Origin of the sequence: Dactylosporangium sp. CA-139114, assembly GCF_050955725.1 — a bacterium.
Lineage (GTDB): Bacteria > Actinomycetota > Actinomycetes > Mycobacteriales > Micromonosporaceae > Dactylosporangium.
Map to the genome: position 1 here is coordinate 8,814,369 of NZ_CP192080.1, position 17,665 is coordinate 8,832,033.

Genomic DNA, 17,665 nt, shown 5'->3' on the forward strand with positions numbered 1-17,665 from the left:
GCCTCAGTCCTCCAGCCGCCGGGTGAACCCGCGCACCGCGAGCGCGTAGCCGGCCCCGGCGTAGGCGGCCAGGACCCCGAGGTGCGCCCACACGCCCCACGCCGTCGCGGTGCCCAGCGTCGCGGCGCGGCAGAGCTCGACGCCGTGCCACAGCGGCGACGCGTAGGCCAGGACGCGGGCCGGCTCCGGCAGCCCGCCGACCGGGAAGAAGACCCCGGCGAAGAGCGTCATCGGCACGACCACGAGCCGGAACAGCACCGCGAAGTAGTTGTCGCTGGCCACCACCGAGGCGAACGCGAACGACGGCGCCGCGAACGCGAGCCCGGTCAGGATCGCGGGCCCGAGCGTCGCCGGCGCCCACCACGAGTGCAGGGCGCCGAACGGCAGCAGCACCAGCAGGAAGGCGATGGCCGCGACCCCGACGCGCAGGCACACGTAGAGCAGGTGACCCCGCAGGACGGCGGCGGACGTCACCGGCGAGGCGCGCATCGCGTGGTAGGTGCGGATCCAGTTGAACATCGAGAACACGGGCCAGGTCGAGTCGTTCACCGCGACCTGCAGCGCCGTCGAGGCGAGCAGCCCCGGCCCGATCCAGTCGAGGTAGGGCGCGCCGAGCCCGGACGGCCGCGCGTCCACGTATCCGCCGACCGTCACCCCCATGGCGACCAGGAACATCGCCGGCAGCGCGAACGAGCTCAGCACCGAGCTGCGCCAGATGCGCCGATAGCACACCAGGTGGTATTCGAGGACCGCGAGCGTCCCCATCACTCGACCAGCGTCCGGCCGGTGAGGTGCAGGAACACGTCCTCGAGGGAGCCGCGGCGCACCAGCGTGCTCGACGGGGCCAGCCCCCGCGCGGCGATCTCGGCCAGCGCCGCGTCGCCGTCCTCGACGTAGACGAGCGTGCGGTCCGGCAGCACCTCGACCCGCTCGCCGATCCCGTCGAGCTTGTCGCCCTGGGCCGCGTCGGCCGGGTTCTCGAGGCCGAAGCGGACCTCGACGACCTCGCGGGTCGAGTGCCGCGCGATGAGCTCCCGCGGGGAGCCCTCGGCCACGATCCGCCCGCCGTCCATCACCACGAGCCGGTCGCACAGCTGCTCGGCCTCGTCCATGTAGTGCGTGGTGAGCACCAGCGTCACGCCCCGCTGCTTGAGCCGGAACAGCCGCTCCCACACCAGGTGCCGGGCCTGCGGGTCGAGCCCGGTCGTCGGCTCGTCGAGCAGCACCAGGTCGGGCTCGTTGATCAGCGCCCGGGCGATCGTCAGCCGCCGCTTCATGCCCCCGGACAGCGGCTCGACCCTGTCGCCGGCCCGGTCGCCGAGCTGCACGAAGTCGAGCAGTTCCCGGGCCCGCTCGCGCGCGACGCGCCGCGGGATGCGGAAGTAGCGCGCGTAGACCACCAGGTTCTCCAGCACGGTGAGCTCGGGGTCGAGCGTGTCCTGCTGCGGGCACACCCCGAGCCGCGCCCGGATCGCCGGCCCGTCGCGCGCCGCGTCCAGGCCCAGGATGCGCAGCCGCCCGCCGGTGGGCCGCGACACGCAGCCGATCATGCGCATGGTGGAGGACTTGCCGGCCCCGTTGGGCCCCAGGAACCCGAACGCCTCGCCGGGCGCCACCCGGACATCGATCCCATCGACCGCCGTGAAATCGCCGAACCGTTTGACCAGCCCACTCGCCGCGATCAATGCCCCGTCGTCCACCACGACCCGACCATAGCGGCGGGGTACGACATTTTCGCGGCGATTACGATGCCCCTCGTGCGATGGCTCGGGCTCGCGGCCTCAACCCTGCTGGCGCTCAGCGGATACCTGGCGGGCAAGCCCGGGACCCACGACGCCGCCTGGGTGACGGGCGTGTGCGTCTGGTTCGTGGCGCTGGGCATCCTCGCCTACGCCTGGTGGAACCTGCGCGGCGAGCCCGGGAGCCTGCTTGTGACGGCCGCGCTGTGGAGCCTGCCGCTGCTCGTCGCCCCGCCCATGGGCGCCCTGGACGTCTACGCGTACGCGTGCCAGGGCCAGCTCTTCGACGCCGGCATCAACCTCTACGAGCACGGCCCGTCGGCGCTGCCCTGCACGTGGCTGTCGGACGTCCCGCCGCTGTGGCGCGACACCCCGACGCCCTACGGCCCGCTGTGGTTCGCCGTCTCCGGCGCCGTGGCCTGGGCCGCACACGGGAACCTGCTCGTCGCCGTCGGGCTGTTCCGCCTGGTCGCGATCCTCGGGCTCGTGCTGTGCGTCGCGGCCGCGCACCGGTTCACCGACGCCAACGCGGCGCTCGCGGCCAGCCCGCTGGTGCTGGTACACGTGATATCCGGCGTGCACAACGACATCCTCGTGGCCGGGTTCGTGCTCGCCGGCTTCGCGCTGGCGGCCCGCGGCCGTTCGGCGCTCGCCGGCGTCGCGTTCGGGCTGGCCGCCGCGGTCAAGGTGACCGGGCTGGTGGCGGCGCCGTTCGCCGTACTGCTGCTGCTGTCCCTTCGGAAGCGAACGACATTTGTGGCCGCGACGGTCGCGACCTACGCTGTCCTTGCCGCGGTCACCGGCCACGGCTTGGGTTTCCTTCGCGCGCTGGGAGCCACGGCGGGGCTGGTGCAGTGGCTGTCGATCCCGAGTGGCGTCGGGATGGCAGCCGGATACGTCCTGCGGGTCGCCGGCCTGCCGGGCGCGTTCGGCACCTCCGTCGCCATCGCCCGCGCGATCGGCCTGGTGGTCCTCGCCGCCCTGCTGCTCTGGCTGTGGCTGCGGGCCGTGCGCCGGTCGGCCGACCACGACGCCGTCCTGACCCTGGCCGGCCTCGCACTGCTCGTCACGGCGGTGCTCGGACCGGTGTTCTACGCCTGGTATGCGCTGACGGGCATCGCCGTGCTCGCCGCGACGCAGCTCACCGGCCGGCTGCGCACCGGCGTGCACGTGGCCGCCGTCGCCCTGCCGTTGCTGACCCTGCCCGACAGCCTCGGCCTGGCCACGAAGACGAAGGTCCCGGGCGCGTTCCTCGACGTGGCCCTGGTCGTCACGCTCGCCGTGCGCCTGGCCCGCCGCCGCTCACGCGACCACGCCGACGCCTGACCTCGCCCACGCCACCAGCTCCGCCGTGTGCTCGGCCACCCCGGGCGCGCTCCTCGGCACCGCTCGGCTCGTCAGCCCCGCCGCTCACCCGACGACGCCGACGCCTGACTTCGCCCACGCCACCAGCTCCGCCGTGTGCTCGGCCACCCCGGGCGCGGCCGGGTCGACGCCCTCGTCGTACCGCACCGTCCACCGCAGCCCGTTGACGCCCGGCACGCGCCGCCCCACGACGCGCACCCCGCCCTTCACCCCGGTGATCTCCTCGAGCGGATGGTGCGACGTGTGCGCGATCGACTTGTTGACCCGCACCCGCACCTGCTCCGGCACCCGATCGGGATCGAGCAGCGTGACGACGATCGGCGGCCGGTCCTCCATCACCGCGTACGCGTCGTCCCCGACCGGCACCTCCCGAGCCGCGGTCACGGAGAGTTGCCGCCCCGACCACGTCGCCTTGTGGATCTCGTGCCACCCGAGCGGCTCGGCGGCCCCCGGCAGCCACACCCCGTGATTGGTCACCACCACGACGTCATCCCCGGTGGCCCCCGCCCACGCGACGACCCGCTCGTCCGCCCCGAGACTCGGCCGGCGCCCGGCCGGCAGCTTCCGCCGCTTGAAAACGCCAAACACGGCTAGTACTCCCATTTCCGAAGTTCATGACTCAGGTCCGCGGGGGTCCGGACCGTTGCTCCCGTCAGACACCGTTCGGCCCTGGCGGGCCTCTCTGCCAGGTCCGCCGGGGCAAGAACGGCGGCCCTGACGGGCCTGTCCACCGGGTCCCCGGCGGCGCGGACGGAGACCCTCGCGGGCCTCGCTCGCAGGCCTCCCGGCACGGGGACGTCGGAACCGGCCCGACGAGCCGGCCGCGAGCCGAACATCCCGGGCCAAGCCGGCAACCCGCCCAGCGTCCCGTGCGCCGCAACCGTCCCGGGCGCCGCAACCGTCCCGCGCCTCGCCACCGGCCTGGCAGCGCGCGGACGCGACACCACCGCCCGCGGCGCGCCCCGCCCGCGCGACGGCCCGCGCCTCGCCACCGGCCCGCGCATCGGCCTCGCAGCGCGCGGACGCGGCACCGCCGCCCGCGGCGCGCCCCACCCGCGCGACGGCCCGCGCCTCGCCACCGGCCCGCGCAAGCCGCGCCTCACCAACGACTCGCACCCCGATCGCGCAGGGCGCGGGCGTGCTGCTCCAGCGACACCAGCTCGCTGAACAGCCGCAGGTGCTCGTCGGCGTTGCTCACCGGGTTGATCCGCTGCAGCTTCGACTTCAGCTCGCCGATCGTGCGGTTCAGCGCCATGAGCTGCAGGCGGTTGATCGTCACCTCGACGTAGCGCGGGTCCGGGTCGCCGTCGAGGCGCAGCGGCTCCACCGCCAGCTCGGCCACCATCGCGCCCGCGGCCAGGTCCAGGCAGGCCTCGCGGACCTGCTCGATCCAGACCGCCCCGCCGGTCGCGCTCGACGCGCCGCCCGCCTCCAGCACCGCGGTGCGCAGGGCGCTGTAGGTCGGATGCGTATACATTTCTGGGCCGATCGCGTCGAACATCGGCCCGGCGAGGGCCGGCTGCTGCAGCGCGAGCTTCAGCGCCTCCCGCTCGACCAGCGCCTCGGCGCTGTCCGGGGCGAGCACGCGGCGCTGCTGCGTGGGCGGCATCGGGTCGATGACGCCCTTGGCCGCCGAGGCCACCGAGCGCTGCACCGTCTCGAGCTCCATGCCGAGGTCCCCGGCGAGCTTGCGCGCGTATTCGGGCCGCAGCGTCCGGTCCTTGATCTTCGCGACCAGCGGCGCGGTGGCCCGCAGGGCGCCGACGCGGCCCTCGGCGGTGTCGAGGTCGAAGCGCTGGATGACCGAGCGCAGCGCGAAGTCGAGCAGCGGCTGCCGGTCGGCGACCAGGTCCCGCACGGCCGCGTCGCCCTTGGCCAGCCGCAGCTCGCACGGGTCCATGTTGTCCGGGCCGACCGCGATGAACGTCTGGGCGACGAAGCGCTGATCGTCCTCGAACGCGCGCAGCGCCGCCTTCTGCCCGGCCGCGTCGCCGTCGAACGTGAAGATGATCTCGCCGCCGTAGCCGTCGGCGTCCATGAGCAGCCGCCGCAGCACCGAGATGTGGTCGCCGCCGAACGCGGTGCCGCAGGTCGCCACGGCCACCGGGACGCCCGCGAGGTGGCAGGCCATCACGTCGGTGTACCCCTCCACGATCACGACCCGGCTCTGCTTGGCGATCTCGCGCTTGGCCTGGTCGATGCCGTAGAGCACGTGCGACTTCTTGTACAGCGGCGTCTCGGGCGTGTTGAGGTATTTCGGCCCGTCGTCGTCATCGAACAGCTTCCGCGCGCCGAAGCCGATCACCTCGCCCGAGATGTCCCTGATCGGCCACACGAGCCGCCGCCGGAACCGGTCGATGAGCCCGCCGGAGCGCCCCTCGCGGCACAGCCCGGCGGTGATCAGCTCCTGCGCCGAGAACCCCTGCACCCGCAGGTGCTTGGCCAGGTTGTCCCAGCCCTCCGGGGCGAACCCGCACCCGTAGCGCTCGGCCGCCTCCTTGCTGAACCCGCGCTGCGCCAGGAACTCGCGCGCCTTGCGGGCCCCGGGCGTGCCGAGCTGCGCGGCGTAGAAGCGCGCCGCCTCGGCGTGCGCGGCGATCAGCCGGTGCTTCTGGCCACTGGGCCGCACCGGGGCGCTGCCGGCCTCGACGTAGTGCAGCTGCAGCCCGGCCTTGGACGCCAGCCGCTCGACGGACTCCACGAACGAGAGATGGTCGTGGTCCATCAGGAACTTGATCGCGTCGCCACCGGCGCCACAGCCGTGACAGAAATACACGTTGCGGGTCGGTGAGACGTTGAACGAGGCGGTCTTCTCGTCGTGGAACGGGCACAGCCCCTTGAGGTTGCCGCCACCCGCCGACCGCAGCGTGACGTGCTCGGAGATCACGTCCTCGATCGACGTGCGCTCCCGGACCAGGGCGATGTCCTCGTCCTTGATCTTGCCGGCCAACCGCCACCTCCCCACCAGTCCGGCTTGCGCGCTGTCATACATCCTGCCTCGCGGCTACGACAATTTACGACTCGCACGCCGCCGACGCCTCTCCGGGCGCCTCCCCCGCACCCTCCCCGGGCACCCACCGGGGCGATAAGGCCCTATGGCCTCCGACACCCCACCATCCACAGTGGAGCCGGCGCACGCTCCAGCGGGCGACGCGCGGATCGCGGGTCCAGGCGGCCGGCGCGCGATCCGCCGGGCGGTGACGCGCATCGTGAGGTCGCAGCGGCGCGGGACCGGGGCACGCTCGGGCGGCGACACGCGGATCGCCGGGAGGCACGCCCGGCACGCCCGGGCGTGTGACGCGCGGATCGCTGGACGCGCCCGGGCACGCTCCGGCGGGCGACACGCTGATCGTTGGGGACGCGCCCGGGCACGCTCCGGCGGGCGACACGCTGATCGTTGGGGACGCGCCCGGGTACGCCCGGGCGGGCGACACGCGGATTTCGGCGCGACACGCACCGTACGGGCGAATGCGGTCTTCGCCACACGGCCCCTCCATTGCGGAATCCGGCATGCGCACCCGGCCGCTTCGGCATACTTGACCAGGTTCACGGGCGCCGACGGCTCGCATCGGCACGGCCCGATCTCGAGCACCTGCTGCGTGCTCCCTCTGGCGATGGGTGGTGCGACCGCGGTGGTCATCGTGCTGCGGACCACGGATGACGTCCTGCGCTGGGCCGGCCGCCTGGTCGACCCGCCCCTGCGAACGGCGATCGGGCGCCTGCCCGAGCCGTCCCGGGAGGTCGCCGAGCTGCAGCTGGGCTGGCACCACCGCACCTGGGGCGGCGAGGACGCCCCCGCCGCCTCGATACGCAGCGCCCTGACCCTGGTGTGCGCCGACGCGGTCGGCGGCGACCCCCACGACGCGGTGCCCTCGGCCGTCGCCGTCGAGCTCCTGCACCACTGGTCCGCGATCCGCCGCGACCTGGTCGACGAGCACCCCGACGGCACCGCCTGGAGCGTGGTCGGCGCCGAGCCCGCCTCCCTCGGCGGCGAGGCCCTGCTGGCCCTCGCCTTCGACGTGATCGCCACCGGCGACCCGACCCACAGCAGCCCCGCCCGCCCCCGCCAGCGCCCCGGCCGCCCCGGAGCCGACCGGGCCATGCTGCGCATCCTGGGCGACGCGGTGCAGGAGCTCCTGCACGGGCAGCACGCCTCCCTGGCCCTGCGCGACACCCCGCCCCTGGCCCGCACGCAGCCGTCGACCGCCGACCGGCGCCCGGCCCGCGACTGCTCCGAGGCCGGCCACACCCGGGCCGGACTCGCCGCCGACCGGCGCCCGGCCCGCGACTCCTCCGAGGCCGGCCACACCCGGGCCGGACTCGCCGCCGACCAGCGCCCGGCCCGCGACTCCTCCGAGGCCGGCCGCACCCGGGCCGGACTCGCCGCCGACTCGCCGGCCGTGAGCGCGGACCGCCACGAGGCCGACGACACCGGCGCGGCATCGCACCCGCAGCGCCGCACCGCCGACGAGGACGGGGCCGGCAACGCCCGGGGGCGTGCGGTGGACGCGGGGCGGGGGCCGGTGGGCGGCGAGGAGCGTACCGATCTCCTGCGCGACTGCCTGGCCATGGTCGAGCAGCGCACCGGTGCGCTGTTCGGCGCCGCCTGCGCCCTGGGTGCGGTGGCCGGCGGCGGGGATCCGGCGCAGGTGGAGCGGCTGCGGCTGTTCGGCGTGCGGCTGGGCCTCGCGGTGCAGTTCACCGAGGACCTCCTGGGCATCTGGGGCGAGCGCGGCGGCATCGGGCCCGACCTGCGCCGGCGGCGGCGATCACTGCCGGTGGCCGCGGCGATCGCGGCCGGCGCCGACGAGCTGGCCGCGCTCTTCGAGGGCCGGGCCCGGCTCAGCGACGCGGACGTGGAGCGCGCCGCGAAGACGATCGAGCAGTCGGGCGCCCGCGAGTGGTGCCGCCGCCAGGCCGAGGAGCTGCTCTCCCAGGCGCTGCTGGCGCTCGACCTCGCGTCGCCCTCCCCCACGGCCGTGGCCGAGCTCGTCGCGCTGGCCCGCCGCGCGACCGCCACTCCCCGCTGAGCACAACCTCCCGCCACGCCGCGCTGAACACGGCCGCCGCTCCCCGCTGAACACGACCTCCCCGCCACGCCGCGCTGAACAGGACCGCCGTTCCCCGCTGCACACGGTCTCCTCGCAACACTGAGCCCGGCCACCCACTGCGCGCCGAGTGTGTCGCCGCCGATGCCCGGCACGCGCGAATCCTCGGCTCGGGCGAACCGGGGCGAGGCCCGCGTACGCCTAAGGGGGTGAGGCGGGGGAGGCAGCGATCATGGTGGATGCCGTCGAGCAGGAGTTCCACGAGTTCGTGCGGGCGCGGCTGCCCGGGCTGCGGCGCGCGGCGTACCTGCTCTGCGGGGACTGGACGCGCGGGGACGACATCGTGCAGCGCGCGCTCACGGACGTGTACGTGCGCTGGCGGCGGATCCGGCGGGCCGGGAACGTCGACGCGTACGTGCGCACCGTGCTGGTGCACCGGTTCATCGACGAGCGTCGGCGCGGCTGGTCCTCGCGCGTGTCGCTCGTGGACCGGGTGCCGGAGCGGCCGGCCGAGGACGCCGCGCTGCAGGGCATCCCCGCGGGGCTCGAGTTGCGGCAGGCGATGGCGCGGCTGCCCGACCGGCAGCGGGCCGTACTGGTGCTGCGGTTCTTCTGTGACATGTCCGTCGAGCAGACGGCCCGGGCGCTGCGCTGCGCGCCGGGCACGGTCAAGAGTCAGACCTCGGCCGCGCTGGCCACGATGCGCCGGCTGCTCGCCGAGACCACCGAGCACGCGGGGAGGGCGCGGTGAACGACTGGGAGGAGGGCCTGCGGGTCCTCATGCGCGACGGTGACGAGGCCCCGGCCTCGCGCGTCGACCTGGGGCGGGTGGTGACCGACGGGCGGCGGCGCCGGCGGCGGGCCACGGCCGCGGCCGGAGCGGTGGCCGCGGCGGTGCTCGCGCTCGTCGCCGGGGTGGCGATCACGCCGCCGGGGCGGCCGGGGGGCGGCCCGGTGCCCGGCGCGTCCAGGGCGGCGGACGAGCCGATGCCCGACACGTCCAGCGCGGCGGACGAGCCGATGCCCGACGCGTCCAGGGCGGCGGACGAGCCGATGCCCGACACGTCCAGCGCGGCGGACGAGCCGCTGCCCGACACGTCCGGCGCGATGGACAATCCGCCGCCCGATGGCCGCCCACGAGAACGAGTAGAGCATCGATCCCGTTCGCTGGGCGGCTCAGGCGATCGCGGCGACGACCTGCGCGGCCCGGTCGGCGTGCTTCTGGTACGCCCCCGGGTACGCGGAGCGCTGGACCGCCTGGGCCGCGGCCGTGACGCTCATGTTCTGCCAGCCGGACACCTGGGCGAGCGCCGAGTAGAACAGCGCGGCCGAGTGCGCCGGGTCCATGAGCTCGGCCACGCTGCCCCAGCCCTGGCTCGCGCGCTGCTGGAACAGCCCGACCGAGTCGTGATCGGTCGAGACGGCGTCGTGCGGCAGCTTCATCGAGGACGGGACGGCCGGGCTGGCGACGTTGTACAGGTCGCTCTCCTGCATCGCGGTGGCGACCGCGACGACGAGCCCCTTCTCGGGCATGCCCTGGGCGCGGCCCTGCCGGACGATCGCGGCCGCGTTGTTCATCTGGGTCTGGTTCAGCCCGGCGACCGGCCGCGGCAGGGCGGGCGGGGGCGGGGCGGCCGGCGCGGGGGCGGGCGCGCCGGAGAGCGAGGCCTGCCCGTCGAGCTGGGACAGCACGAGCGAGGCGTCCTCGGCGAACACCGGCGCGGGTGCGGCGGGCGCGGCGACCGGCGGGCGCGACGCGCCGGCGGTGGCGGTGGCGGAGTGGCCGGCCGAGCCGGACGCGAGCAGCGTGGCGGACAGGACGACGGCGGAGACGGCGACGGGTTTGACGGTCAGCAGTGGCCGGCGATGGCGCGGCTGGAATTGGCGCGGTAACGGTTTCAGCAAGATCATTCCTCAGACGGATGCGGGCGCACGCCATCGGCACGATCCCGTGGTACGAGAGGGATCGCGCGGCGGCGAAGCGAACGGTCAGCGGGTGGACACGGGCCAGGTCAGGTCCTGGCGATCACCCGTCCGAGGGAAAGACGACACAGGGCGTCGACGAACACGAGAAGTTCTCCTTCCGGTGCCGCCTACCGGGTTAGCTGACGGGTTCGGGCGGGAGGATTCGCCCTACCGTGACTCGGTCACGGATACACCCCAAGGACTGCGATGGGTCCCCGGCTCACGACGCCGAAGTGAGCGTCGCGACTCGACGGCGCCTGCCCGGTGGCCCCGCGTTTCGGGGCGCGTCTCCCGTGGCAGACCACCCGACAGTAACGGGGACTTCAGGACTCGGCCAGCCACAGCAACGGGATACCACCCGGCGCACCGGAACGCTCACCGTGCGCTGTCACACGATCGGTCATCCCGCGCCGGTGCCGTGCGCCCTTGACCTGGTACATCGCCCGATCCGCCAGGCGCAGGGCGGCCCCGGCATCGAGCACCGTGTCATCGATCACGGCCGCCCCGACGCTGACCCGCACCCGCAGCACGTGCCCGTCGTGCACCACCGGTGCCGAGACGGCCCGCTCGACCCGGTCGACGAGCGCGGCCAGGCCGGCGGCGTCGGTGCCGGGCAGGTCGGCGGCGAGCACCACGAACTCGTCGCCGCCGAGGCGGGCCACGGTGTCACCGGGCCGCACGAGCGCGCACAGCCGCTGGGCCACGGCGACGAGCACCGCGTCCCCGGCGTCGTGACCGAGCGTGTCGTTGACCGACTTGAAGTCGTCGAGGTCGCAGAAGAGCAGCGCCCCGGTGCCGCGCCCGGAACGCGCCCGGCGGACCGCGGCGGCGAGCGGCGCGGCCAGCGCGTCGCGGTTGGCCAGGCCCGTGAGCGGGTCCCGGGACGCCCGGCGCACCAGGTCGGCCTCGGCCGCCTTGCGCTCGGTGATGTCCTGGACCTGCAGGATGCCGAAGGCGGGCGGCCCGTCCACGATGGACAGCGTCGTGGCGACCCAGATCACCGTGCCGTCGCCGCGCACGCAGCGGACCTCGTAGTCGCGCACCTGGGTGCCCTTGCCCGTGGTCGCGGCGGCGAAGGCGAGCCGGGCCATGTCGAGGTCGTCGGGGTGCAGGAGCTCGGCGACGCGCAGTTCGAGCAGCTCCGCCTCGCTGCGGCCGAGCAGCTCGCACAGGGCGGGGTTGACGCGGGTCATCCGGGCCTGGGTGGCGCCGGCGAGGCCGAGCATGCACATGCCCGTACCAGCACCCGTGAAGGCCAGCCGGAAGGCCTCTTCGCTGGCGGCCAGGTGGCGGCGCTCCCGCTGCAGGGCCTCGACGAGATTGGCGTTGTTGATCGCGATGCCGGCCTGCGCGGCGAGCATCTCCAGCAGCTCGCGCTGCAGCGGCCCGGGCCGGCGACCGTCGGTGGGCAGGTCGACGCCGAGGATGCCGACCAGCTCGCCGTCGGGCGCCCGCAGCGGGGCGAACAGGGCGTCGAGCGGGTGCCAGCGCTCCTCCTCGGGCACGTCCTCGATGCCGGGCACGGTCTCGGGCACCCAGGAGTGGATGTGATCGCTGTGCCGCTCGTGCGGGAGGTACCGCAGCTGCCCCCACGCCTCCGTGCGCCCGAGGTACGCATCGAGCTCCGCCGCCGGGTACCGCGTCCCGAGCAGCGTCGCGCGCGCCTCCTCCGAGCCGGCCAGCGCGATCGCCTCGTACTCGCCCTCCGGGTGCAGGTAGTTGACCACGGCGACGGCGAACCCGGTCCCGTCCACGACGGCGTCCACGATGAGCTGCAGCGTCTCGGCCAGCGTGGTGCCGGTGTTGATGCGGCCCGTGATGCGGTACACGGAGCGGATCGCGGCCATCGCCGCGTCTCGATCACGCATCGCTCGCCTACCCGCATCCGGCCGACCTTGCACCCCTACATCGACGCATCAAACCGGATCTGAAGTAAACCCTTTCGGCGTCACGAGATTGCGGCGGGCCGTCGCAGGACTCCCGCGGCGCGGCGGGTCTCGCGGGTCATCGCGGCGATCATCAGGCCCTTGCCCGGCAGGTACGGCAGCATGCGGATGCTCAGCTGCCGCAGCTTCACGGCCGGCTCGGACCTCGGTGGGAAGCCGCGGGCCGGGGCGAGCGCGGCCCTGTGGTTGACGTCGACGAAGCTGCGCATCTGACGGTCACACCCGGGCAGATCGTGCAAATTCGCCGCCAGGGCGTATACCCCCGCGAGCGCCCGTCAGCTGGACGCGCGAGTTCGGATAGGCGCGCTTGCTGGACGACCGGTCGGCGCTGGTGGACGCCCCACCCCGCACATAGCGCATCGTGCAGCTTTTGCCGCATTTCCCGCAATTGCGCACGTTTTGGCGTTTTTACGGGCACGCACCGCCGCATCGCCCTCGCGCCGCGCCGCCGCCCAGCCACAGGAGCGGCGCAACCACCATGCGGCGCAGTCACGGGCTCGGCGCGCCCGCGTGCGTAGGGTTGAACTATGAAGATCCCGACCGTAACCCTGAACTCCGGCCACGAAATGCCGGTCGTCGGCTACGGCACCTACCCCCTCAAGGGCCGCCCAGCCACCGAAGCCATCCTCGCCGCCCTGGCGTCGGGCTACCGCCTGCTCGACACCGCCGCCTCCTACGGCAACGAGGACGCCGTCGGCGCCGCCGTGCGCGAATCCGGCCTCGACCGGGCCGACCTGTTCATCACCACCAAGCTCCGCGGCGCCGACCAGGGCCGCGGCTCGACCCGCGCCGCGCTCGAAGCGTCGCTCGAACGCCTCGGCCTGGACCACGTCGACCTGTACCTCATCCACTGGCCCCTGCCGGCCGTGGGCCGGTACGTGGACTCGTACGCCGAGATGGCCGAGCTGCACCGCGAGGGCCTCATCCGCTCCCTCGGCGTCTCCAACTTCCTCCCCGAGCACATCGACGCCGTGGTCGCCGCGACCGGCATCGTCCCCGCCGTCGACCAGCTCCAGGTCTCGCCGTCCCACGCGCGGGCCGAGCTCGTCGGCGCCGTGCAGGGCAAGGGCACCGTCGTGCAGGCGTGGAGCCCGCTCGAGCGCAACACCGGCGTGCTCGAAGACTCCGGCATCGTGGCCGTGGCCGATCGGCTTGGCGTCACCCCCGCTCAGGTCGTGCTGCGCTGGCTGCTCCAGCGCCGGGTCACCGTCGTCCCGCACTCGTCGGACCCCTCGCGGCAGCGCGCGAATGCCGACCTGTTCGGGTTCGAGCTCTCCGCGGCCGACATGGCCGTCGTCGACTCCGTTGCTCAGGTGCCCGTCAAACAGGACCCGGCTACCTGGGAGGAGTTCTAGAAGACGCGGGGTCCTCAGTCGAGCAGCTGATCCAGCGGTACGTCGGGGTCGGCGAGCTTGGCCAGGTCGACCGCGGTCCCCTTGTAGCCCGCCCGGACAAGGGCCTGGATCGGATCGGTCACGTCCCAGACGTTCGCGTTCATGCCCGCCAGCACGCGCCCGTCCTTGACCCAGAAGGCGACGAACTCGGGCGCCTTGCCGTCGCGGACGGCCGGGTCGCCGCGGAACACCACGGTGTCGTACTCCCCCGGCACCGCGAACCCGCTGTACTCCATCCCGAGGTCGTACTGGTCCGAGAAGAAGTACGGCACCCGGTCGTACACGACCTGCTCCGAGCCCAGCAGGGCCTTCCCCGCGGCCTTGCCGCCGTTGAGCGCGTTCGCCCAGTGCTCGACCCGCACGCGCCGGCCGAGCAGCGGGTGGTCGAGGTTCACCACGTCGCCCGCGGCGTAGACGTCGGGGGCCGAGGTCGCGAGGTTCGCGGAGACGAGCACGCCGTTGTCGACCGCGAGGCCGCCGTCCACGGCCAGCTCGGTGTTCGGCTGGATGCCGATGCCGACGACGGCCACGTCCGCGGGGAGTTCGGTGCCGTCGGTGAGCACCACCGACGAGAGCGCGCCGGTGCCGCCGAAGGAGGCGACGGCGGTACCGAAGCGGAACGTGACGCCGTGGGCCTCGTGCAGATCGCGGAAGACTGACGCCACCTCGTCGCCCAGGACCTTCTGCAGCGGCAGGGCAGCCTGCTCGACCACGGTCACGTTCGCCCCGTGGTGGCGGGCCGCGGCGGCGGTCTCCAGGCCGATCCAGCCCGCGCCGATGACGACGACGTTCGCGGCCGTGCGCAGGTGCTCCAGCAGCGCGTCGGACTCGTCGAGCGTGCGCAGGTAGCGGACGCCGTGCAAACCATGTCCGGGCACGTCCAGGGTGCGCACCCGCGAGCCCGTCGCGAGCAGGAGCCTGTCATAGCGCAGCTCGTCGACGCCGTCCAGAACAACGACGTGCGCCGCCGGGTTCAGGTGGGTGACCCGGGTGGCGAGGCGCAGGTCGACGTCGTGCTCGGCGTACCACCCGGGCTCGTGGACGAACGCCTTCTCCCGGGCGCCCTCCTTGCCGAGCAGGTAGTCCTTGGACAGCGGAGGGCGCTCGTAGGGGCGCTCGGTCTCCTCGCCGATCAGGATGATCCTGCCGGTGAAGCCGTCGGCGCGCAGCGTCTCCGCCGCCTTCGCACCGGTCAGGCTCGCTCCGACAATCACAAACGTGCGCTCGTCAGCCATACGCCAAGCCTGTCACGAAGTGGCGAGGCGCGCGTGCCACGCGACGGCGGACTGGTCGGTCAGGCTCGCCACCTGGTCGATCACCACGCGGAGCCGGGCGGCGTCGTCGGGCGCGGCGCGCCACATGGGGGCGAAGACCGGGTCGAGCGCGTCCGGGCCGCGCTCCAGCAGCGCGGCGACGAGCGATTGCAGCAGGTGTACCTCATCGGCGTACCGCTGCGAAGAACCCGGCCTGCGCATGACGTAGCGCAGCGCGATGCCCTTGAGCAGGGCGCAGTGCGCGCGCACCAGGGGCGGCACGAGCAGGTCGGCGGCGTAGCGGCGCAGCGGGGCCGGCCCGTGGCGCTCCCGGGTGGCCGTGACCGCCGCGGCCGCGAACCGGCCGGTCAGCACGCTCGTCATCCGCTTGAGGGCGATCTGCGCCGGGTGGCTGCCGTCGTAGTCGTCCAGCGGCTCGAACACGGGGTCGGCGAGCAGGTCGAGCAGGATGGCCTCGAGGTCGGCGGCGGACTCGTGGGAGTAGGCGGCGGCCACGTCGGCGCACAGGGCCCCGCGTTCGGCGGCGTCGATGCGCAGCGGGGCGAGGTGGACGTACCCCCCGTGAATCCCGTCCTCGAGGTCGTGCACGGAGTAGGCGACGTCGTCGGCCCAGTCCATCACCTGCGCCTCGAGGCAGCGGCCCGGCCCGGCCTCGGCCCGCAGCCAGGCGAAGACGGCGGCGTCGTCGGGGTACACGCCGAACTTGCGCCGGCCCTCCTCGCGGAACCACGGGTACTTCGACACCGCGTCCAGCGCGGCCCGGGTCAGGTTGAGCCCGGCCCCGGGCACCTTGGCCTCCAGCCGGGTCAGCACCCGCAGCGTCTGCGCGTTGCCCTCGAAGCCCCCGCACGGGCCGGCGACGGCGTCGAGCGCGTCCTCGCCGTTGTGCCCGAACGGCGGGTGGCCGAGGTCGTGCGCGAGCCCGGCGGTGTCGACGACGTCGGGGTCGCAGCCGAGGCGGGCCCCCATCTCGCGGGCGATCTGGGCGACCTCCAGGGAGTGGGTGAGCCGGGTCCGCAGGAAGGCGTCGGTGCCGGCCGTGTGCACCTGGGTCTTGGCGGCGAGCCGGCGGAAGCCCGCGGAGTGCAGCACCCGCGCGCGGTCGCGCTGGAAGGGGGTCCGGCCGTTGTCGGCCGAGGTGGTGACGGTGTCCTTCTGCGACTCGGGCACGAAGCGGTCGGCGTCTGCGGAGGTCACGATTCGAGCTTAGAAGAGTCCTCACCTCTGGGCTCCGGGATCGGCACCGGCGGTTCGGCGGGGGGCTCGCGGGGCGGGGGCTCGTTCAGCGCCTCGACCATCGGGGTCATGAGCACCTTGACGGCCGCGACGATCGGGATGGACATGAGCGCCCCGACGACGCCGAGGATCGCGCCGCCGGTGAGCGCGGCGAGCAGGACCGCGACGGAGGACAGGTCCACCGTGTTGCGCAGCACGCGCGGCGCGATGAGGTAGTTCTCGATCTGCTGGTACGCCACGAAGAACACGAGCAGCACGACCGTGGACGTCACGTCGCCGGTGACCAGGGCGACGATGCAGCAGCCGGCGGCCCCGACGGTGGCGCCGACCAACGGGATGAGGTCGGTGAGCGCGACCCACACGGCCAGCGGCAGCGCGAAGGGCACCCCGAGCGCGAAGAGGCAGACGAACGACGACACCCCGGCGAAGAGGCTGATGATCAGGTTGCCGATCATGTAGCCGCCGACCTTGTCGACGACGACGTTGATCGCCTGCGCGGCCCGGGGCCGGTTCGCCCGCGGGACCAGCCGGACCAGGCCGCGGCGGATGCGCGGCAGGTCGGCCATGAAGTAGATGGTCAGCACGGTCACCAGCAGCACGTTGAGCATGGCGCTGAAGACGCCGGTGAGGACCCCGAGCGCGCCCCCGCCGACCTTGGCCGGCAGCGTCCTGGCGAACTCGGTGAGCCGTTCGGTCAGCCCGTACCGGTCGGCGATCTCCTGGTAGGTGCGCGAGCGGTCCTGCAGTTCCTGCTGATAGTGCGGGATGTTGGCGAGCAGGTCGCCGGCCTGCCCGACGAGCGGGGGCACCAGCGACCACACGAACCCGACGAGGATCGCCAGGACCAGCACGCCGATGACGGCGACGGCGACCGAGCGGCGCACGCCGTGGCGGATCAGCAGCCGTACCGCCGGATCGAGACTGACCGCGACGAAGAGCGCGATGATCACTTGGACCAGCACCTCGCGCACCGAGTAGAGCGTGAGCGCGGCCACCCCGACCGTGAGCAGGCCGAGCCCGGCCGCGATGGCCAGCCGGTAGGTTTTTGCGAAGGTCATCGGTTTGGCCGGATGATGCAAAATTCGTTGCCCTCGGGGTCGGCGAGCACCACCCACGCGGCATGCTCGGGCTCTGCGAGGTCCACGTGGCGGGCGCCCATGTTCACCAGCCGCTCGAGCTCGGCGTCGAGGTCGTCGGGGCGCAGGTCGAGGTGCAGGCGGTTGCGGGCCCGTTCCTCGTGGTGCTGCAGGGTGAAGACGATGCGGGGATGGCCGTCGGCGGCCGGGCCGATCACCACCTCGTGCGGGGCCACGCTCTCGACGCGGTGGTCGAGCACCTCGGCCCACCAGCGGGCCAGGCGCTCCGGGTCGATGGCGTCCACGATCAGGGCGTACCAACGGCTCCCCATACACACCTCCGCCTTGAGTGGGGACTCACCATACGCCGAGCGGAGGGCCGTCGCAGCCGTCCGCTGCGGCGGGGGTTGGGCAGCTTAGTACGTTTCCGGCGCCCATGGGTGTCAAACGTGCAAATTGCAAAACTCAAAAGCCGATTAGTCAGTGGTTCCTGCCCGAAGCACGGAGTAGTCGATCGATGACCCCGGGGTAATTTGCCGTGAGCGCGCCATGCCACCGCCACACCGCGCGTCCAGGAAAGCCGCGAAACCAGGAGCAAGTGTTGCCTGCCATCGATGAATGT

General features: G+C 73.6%; 15 protein-coding genes and 1 riboswitch. Of the genes, 4 read left to right on the plus strand and 11 right to left on the minus strand.

Annotation, left to right across the window (positions count from 1 at the left end; genetic code table 11):
* Positions 1-3 precede the first annotated feature (3 nt).
* Together ACQP2P_RS39530 and ACQP2P_RS39535 are read right to left on the minus strand one after the other, a co-directional pair.
* Positions 4-765 carry an ABC transporter permease gene (locus ACQP2P_RS39530; RefSeq protein WP_433619457.1) on the minus strand — a complete coding sequence of 254 codons (762 nt, stop codon included), beginning with the start codon at positions 763-765 and terminating at the stop codon, positions 4-6.
* The gene (locus ACQP2P_RS39535; protein ID WP_433609856.1) at positions 765-1,703 is read right to left on the minus strand and encodes an ABC transporter ATP-binding protein; all 939 of its coding nucleotides are present in this window, start codon (positions 1,701-1,703) and stop codon (positions 765-767) included. Before ACQP2P_RS39535 ends, ACQP2P_RS39530 begins: the two co-directional genes overlap by 1 nt.
* A 54-nt stretch (positions 1,704-1,757) precedes the next feature.
* Between ACQP2P_RS39535 and mptB the strand changes: the two genes are divergently transcribed.
* A complete protein-coding gene (gene mptB / locus ACQP2P_RS39540; RefSeq protein WP_433609858.1) occupies positions 1,758-3,065 on the plus strand; it encodes a polyprenol phosphomannose-dependent alpha 1,6 mannosyltransferase MptB in 1,308 nt (435 codons plus the stop codon).
* A gap of 84 nt (positions 3,066-3,149) precedes the next feature.
* On the opposite strand, the gene ACQP2P_RS39545 is transcribed toward mptB, so the two are convergent.
* Both ACQP2P_RS39545 and dnaG read right to left on the minus strand, forming a co-directional pair.
* Positions 3,150-3,692, minus strand: coding sequence for a hypothetical protein (locus ACQP2P_RS39545; RefSeq protein WP_433609860.1), 543 nt, complete (start codon positions 3,690-3,692; stop codon positions 3,150-3,152).
* Between the two features lie 511 nt (positions 3,693-4,203).
* On the minus strand, positions 4,204-6,054 hold the full coding sequence (gene dnaG, locus ACQP2P_RS39550) for a DNA primase (RefSeq protein WP_433609862.1): 1,851 nt from the start codon (positions 6,052-6,054) through the stop codon (positions 4,204-4,206).
* Between the two features lie 664 nt (positions 6,055-6,718).
* On the opposite strand from dnaG, the gene ACQP2P_RS39555 reads away from it, so the two are divergent.
* Together ACQP2P_RS39555 and ACQP2P_RS39560 are read left to right on the plus strand one after the other, a co-directional pair.
* Positions 6,719-8,134, plus strand: a complete 1,416-nt coding sequence (locus ACQP2P_RS39555) for a polyprenyl synthetase family protein (RefSeq protein ID WP_433609864.1) — start codon at positions 6,719-6,721, stop codon at positions 8,132-8,134.
* Between the two features lie 250 nt (positions 8,135-8,384).
* A complete protein-coding gene (locus ACQP2P_RS39560; RefSeq protein WP_433609866.1) occupies positions 8,385-8,903 on the plus strand; it encodes a SigE family RNA polymerase sigma factor in 519 nt (172 codons plus the stop codon).
* A 425-nt stretch (positions 8,904-9,328) separates the two neighbouring features.
* Here ACQP2P_RS39560 and ACQP2P_RS39565 read toward each other — a convergent pair whose 3' ends face one another.
* The 3 genes from ACQP2P_RS39565 to ACQP2P_RS39575 form a co-directional block, all read right to left on the minus strand.
* On the minus strand, positions 9,329-10,057 hold the full coding sequence (locus tag ACQP2P_RS39565) for a hypothetical protein (RefSeq protein ID WP_433609868.1): 729 nt from the start codon (positions 10,055-10,057) through the stop codon (positions 9,329-9,331).
* 170 nt (positions 10,058-10,227) lie between these two features.
* Positions 10,228-10,367, minus strand: a riboswitch (cyclic di-AMP (ydaO/yuaA leader).
* Between the two features lie 73 nt (positions 10,368-10,440).
* Positions 10,441-11,985: a diguanylate cyclase domain-containing protein gene (locus ACQP2P_RS39570; protein WP_433609870.1), complete on the minus strand. Its 1,545-nt coding sequence runs from the start codon at positions 11,983-11,985 to the stop codon at positions 10,441-10,443.
* An 80-nt stretch (positions 11,986-12,065) separates the two neighbouring features.
* Entirely contained in the window at positions 12,066-12,272 is a 207-nt protein-coding gene (locus tag ACQP2P_RS39575) for a hypothetical protein (protein ID WP_433609872.1), read from the minus strand.
* Between the two features lie 318 nt (positions 12,273-12,590).
* Here ACQP2P_RS39575 and ACQP2P_RS39580 point away from each other — a divergent pair, with 318 nt between their 5' ends.
* The gene (locus ACQP2P_RS39580; protein WP_433609874.1) at positions 12,591-13,418 is read left to right on the plus strand and encodes an aldo/keto reductase; all 828 of its coding nucleotides are present in this window, start codon (positions 12,591-12,593) and stop codon (positions 13,416-13,418) included.
* Between the two features lie 14 nt (positions 13,419-13,432).
* On the opposite strand, the gene ACQP2P_RS39585 is transcribed toward ACQP2P_RS39580, so the two are convergent.
* Genes ACQP2P_RS39585 through ACQP2P_RS39600 form a run of 4 tightly spaced genes read right to left on the minus strand, consistent with a single transcriptional unit; the run spans position 13,433 to position 17,375 of the window.
* Positions 13,433-14,692 (minus strand): NAD(P)/FAD-dependent oxidoreductase, encoded by a 1,260-nt coding sequence (locus ACQP2P_RS39585; RefSeq protein WP_433609876.1) that lies wholly within the window; start codon positions 14,690-14,692, stop codon positions 13,433-13,435.
* A gap of 12 nt (positions 14,693-14,704) precedes the next feature.
* Positions 14,705-15,928, minus strand: coding sequence for a deoxyguanosinetriphosphate triphosphohydrolase (locus tag ACQP2P_RS39590; protein ID WP_433609878.1), 1,224 nt, complete (start codon positions 15,926-15,928; stop codon positions 14,705-14,707).
* Positions 15,925-17,025 carry an AI-2E family transporter gene (locus ACQP2P_RS39595; RefSeq protein WP_433609880.1) on the minus strand — a complete coding sequence of 367 codons (1,101 nt, stop codon included), beginning with the start codon at positions 17,023-17,025 and terminating at the stop codon, positions 15,925-15,927. The genes ACQP2P_RS39590 and ACQP2P_RS39595 overlap by 4 nt, the downstream gene beginning before the upstream one ends.
* Positions 17,022-17,375 (minus strand): VOC family protein, encoded by a 354-nt coding sequence (locus ACQP2P_RS39600; RefSeq protein ID WP_433609882.1) that lies wholly within the window; start codon positions 17,373-17,375, stop codon positions 17,022-17,024. The genes ACQP2P_RS39595 and ACQP2P_RS39600 overlap by 4 nt, the downstream gene beginning before the upstream one ends.
* Positions 17,376-17,665: the final 290 nt, after the last annotated feature.

Bases quoted from the DNA above. Each gene is read 5' to 3' on its own strand.
- ACQP2P_RS39530 (WP_433619457.1), bottom strand. From the start codon at position 765: ATGGGGACGCTCGCGGTCCTCGAATACCACCTGGTGTGCTATCGGCGC.
- ACQP2P_RS39555 (WP_433609864.1), top strand. From the start codon at position 6,719: ATGGGTGGTGCGACCGCGGTGGTCATCGTGCTGCGGACCACGGATGAC.
- ACQP2P_RS39560 (WP_433609866.1), top strand. From the start codon at position 8,385: ATGGTGGATGCCGTCGAGCAGGAGTTCCACGAGTTCGTGCGGGCGCGG.
- ACQP2P_RS39570 (WP_433609870.1), bottom strand. From the start codon at position 11,985: ATGCGTGATCGAGACGCGGCGATGGCCGCGATCCGCTCCGTGTACCGC.
- ACQP2P_RS39575 (WP_433609872.1), bottom strand. From the start codon at position 12,272: ATGCGCAGCTTCGTCGACGTCAACCACAGGGCCGCGCTCGCCCCGGCC.
- ACQP2P_RS39580 (WP_433609874.1), top strand. From the start codon at position 12,591: ATGAAGATCCCGACCGTAACCCTGAACTCCGGCCACGAAATGCCGGTC.
- ACQP2P_RS39585 (WP_433609876.1), bottom strand. From the start codon at position 14,692: ATGGCTGACGAGCGCACGTTTGTGATTGTCGGAGCGAGCCTGACCGGT.
- ACQP2P_RS39595 (WP_433609880.1), bottom strand. From the start codon at position 17,025: ATGACCTTCGCAAAAACCTACCGGCTGGCCATCGCGGCCGGGCTCGGC.
- ACQP2P_RS39600 (WP_433609882.1), bottom strand. From the start codon at position 17,375: ATGGGGAGCCGTTGGTACGCCCTGATCGTGGACGCCATCGACCCGGAG.